Here is a 3,143-nt window from a genome sequence, read left to right as displayed (position 1 = left end):
GCCAACCCGGTCCGCGCGGCCCAGGCCAAGCTGGCCGCCTTCGCCGGCTCGGCCCAGCCGACCTCGGACACGTGGGAAGAATTCTAGGGTTCAGTAAGCGTACCGCCCTCGCGTGAGTGAGAGGGCGTCTCCTCCCCTCGAGGACTTAGCGTATGGCCCCGCCGGATTTGCCCCCGGCGGGGCTTTTTCTTGAGCGGAGGGACGCCGGCGGCCAGCGGCGGGGCGGACAAAAGCATGGCGGGGCTCCGTTTCCGAAACCCCGCCACTCTGGTCCAGTCGGGCGCGGACGCCCTTTAACGCGAAGACAGAGGGCCTAGGCCTAGGCTTGCATCGTCCAGCCCTCGACCGACATCGAGGCCTGGCGGAAGGCCTCCGAGCGGGTCGGGTGAGGATGGCAGGTGCGGGCCACGTCTTCCGACGAGCCGCCGAACTCCATGGCCACGCAGATCTCGGCGATCATGTCGCCGACGTTCGGGCCGACGGCGTGGGCGCCCAGGATGCGGTCGGTCTTGGCGTCGGCCAGCACCTTCACGAAGCCGTCGGTCTCGTGGTTGATCTTGGCGCGGCTGTTGGCCAGGAACGGGAACTTGCCGACCTTGTAGGCGACGCCCGCGGCCTTCAGGTCCTCCTCGGTCTTGCCGACCGTGGCGACTTCCGGCCTGGTGTAGACCACGCCCGGGATGATGTCGTAGTTCACGTGACCGGCCTTGCCGGCGATCAGCTCGATGCAGGCCACCGCCTCGTCCTCGGCCTTATGGGCCAGCATCGGGCCGCTGGTCACGTCGCCGACGACCCAGACGCCCGGCGCGGTGGTCTTGTAGTGATCGTTGGCGATCATGCCGCGCTTGTCGGGAACGACGCCCACCGTCTCCAGGCCCAGGCCTTGGGTGAACGGACGGCGACCGATGGCCACCAGCACATAGTCGGCCTCGAGGGTCTCGGCGGGGCCGCTGGCGACCGGTTCGACGCTCAGCTTGACGCCCTTGGCCGAGGCCGTCGCGCCGGTGACCTTGGAGCTCAGCTTGAACTTGAAGCCCTGCTTGCCGAGGATCTTCTGGAAGGCGGTGGCCACTTCGGTGTCGGTGCCCGGCAGGATGCGGTCCAGGAACTCGACCACGGTCACCTCGGCGCCCAGGCGCTTCCAGACCGAGCCCAGCTCCAGGCCGATGACGCCGGCGCCGACCACGATCAGGCTCTTGGGCACGTCGGGCAGCGAGAGGGCGCCGGTCGAGTCGACGATGCGCTTGTTGTCGACGCTCACGCCCGGCAGCGGGGTGGGCTCCGAGCCGGTGGCGATGACGATGTTCTTGGCCTCGAGCACGGTTTCCGTGCCGTCCTCGGCCTTGACCACGACCTTGCCGGGTCCGTCGATGCGGCCCCAGCCCTTGATGTAGTCGACCTTGTTCTTCTTCATCAGGAACTCGACGCCCTTGGTCAGGGCTTCGACGCTCTCGGCCTTTTGGGCCATCATCTGCACCAGGTTCAGCTTCGGCTTGACCTCGATGCCCAGCTTGGCGAACTCGCCGCCGCTGGCGGCTTCGAACATCTCCGAGGCGTGCAGCAGCGCCTTGGACGGCATGCAGCCGACGTTCAGGCAGGTGCCGCCCAGCTTGCCGCGTCCTTCGACGATGGCGGTCTTCAGACCCAGCTGCCCGGCGCGGATCGCGCCATTGTAGCCGCCGGGGCCGCCCCCGATGATGACGACGTCGTATTGAGCCATGGATCTTCGCCTTGAGACGCGCCGCGTTCGGCGCCGGACAGAAAATGGGGCCTGCCCCCCGGTTTCCCAAGGGTGGCTTGGGAGGGTGACTGGGCGCGGCTACTCCTAGCGCCTCTGCCTTAAGGATCAACCCAAGAGCAGCGTTAAAGGCGCAGTTCGTATGGGTCTCGCGCGATTCCGCCCTTACGGATGCGGCGGCGAGACGTTGTAGCGCGCCGCGAGAACACGGGTGATCGGGCGTTCGTCGGTGGCGAACCACAGATCGCCGGCCTGCTGAAGATCCCCGTCCCGCAGGTCGGGATGCGCGAACGAGGCGGCCAGGATCAGGGTCGGCAGGTTCTGATGCGCCTCGCCCAGCAGATCGACCACCGGATGGCGCGGGCGGTCATAGGGCAGGTACGCGATGTCGATTTGGTCGCGAACCGCCGGATAGTAGCCGAGGAACCCCTCCACCGCCGCACAGGCCATGCAGAACCACGGCCGGTCCTGGTCGATCCAGTCGGGACGCAGGAGGAACAGGCGGTCGCGGGCTTGGGTCATCGGGATCTCGCAACGAAAAAGGGGAGCCGTTCGCACGGCTCCCCCCGGTTCGGTCTTCGCGAAGCGACTAGAGCTCCAGCAGCAGGCGCTGCGGGTCTTCCAGGGCTTCCTTGACCTTCACCAGGAAGGTCACCGCGCCTTGGCCGTCGACCACGCGGTGGTCGTAGCTGAGCGCCAGGTACATCATCGGGCGGACTTCGATCTTGCCGCCGACCACCATGGCCCGCTCCTTGATCGCGTGCATGCCCAGGATGCCCGACTGCGGCGCGTTGAGGATCGGGGTCGACATCAGCGAGCCGTAGATGCCGCCGTTGGTGATGGTGAAGGTGCCGCCTTGCATGTCCTCGATGGCCAGCTGGCCGTCGCGGGCCTTCTTGCCCAGGGCGCCGATGGCCTTTTCGATATCGGCCAGGCTCAGGGTGTCGGCGTCACGGACCACCGGAACGACCAGGCCCTTTTCGGTGCCGACGGCCACCCCGATGTCGTAGTGGTTCTTGTAGACGATGTCTTGGCCGTCGATCTCGGCATTGACGTCCGGCACGGCCTTAAGGGCGGCGACGACGGCCTTGGTGAAGAACGACATGAAGCCCAGCTTCACGCCGTGCTTCTTCTCGAAGATGTCCTTGTAAGAATTGCGCAGGGCCATCACCGCGCTCATGTCGACCTCGTTGAAGGTCGTCAGCATGGCGGCGTTGTTCTGGGCTTCCTTCAGGCGACGGGCGATCGTCTGACGCAGGCGCGTCATCTTCACGCGCTCTTCGCGCTCGTGGATCGGACGCGGCGCGGCCGGGGCGGCGGCCGGAGCCGGGGCGTTGGCGCGGGCTTCCAGAGCGGCCAGGGCGTCGCCCTTGGTCACGCGGCCGTCCTTGCCGGTGCCCGCGAC

At 67.2% G+C, this 3,143-nt stretch carries 3 protein-coding genes; all 3 read right to left on the bottom strand.

The window, feature by feature from the left end; translation table 11 throughout:
* Nucleotides 1-319: 319 nt before the first annotated feature.
* The gene (gene lpdA, locus WAL33_RS14000; RefSeq protein WP_422182130.1) at nt 320-1,720 is read right to left on the bottom strand and encodes a dihydrolipoyl dehydrogenase; all 1,401 of its coding nucleotides are present in this window, start codon (nt 1,718-1,720) and stop codon (nt 320-322) included.
* Nucleotides 1,721-1,903: 183 nt separating this feature from the next.
* Nucleotides 1,904-2,260, bottom strand: coding sequence for a DUF3088 family protein (locus tag WAL33_RS13995; RefSeq protein WP_422182129.1), 357 nt, complete (start codon nt 2,258-2,260; stop codon nt 1,904-1,906).
* Between the two features lie 67 nt (nt 2,261-2,327).
* On the bottom strand, nt 2,328-3,143 hold an 816-nt coding region (odhB, locus tag WAL33_RS13990), incomplete at its 5' end, for a 2-oxoglutarate dehydrogenase complex dihydrolipoyllysine-residue succinyltransferase (protein WP_422182128.1).

This window comes from Caulobacter sp. (assembly GCF_049283275.1).
Classification (GTDB): domain Bacteria; phylum Pseudomonadota; class Alphaproteobacteria; order Caulobacterales; family Caulobacteraceae; genus Caulobacter.
The sequence above is the reverse complement of the archived record's forward strand: the minus strand, read 5'-3'. Positions and strand labels throughout refer to the sequence as shown.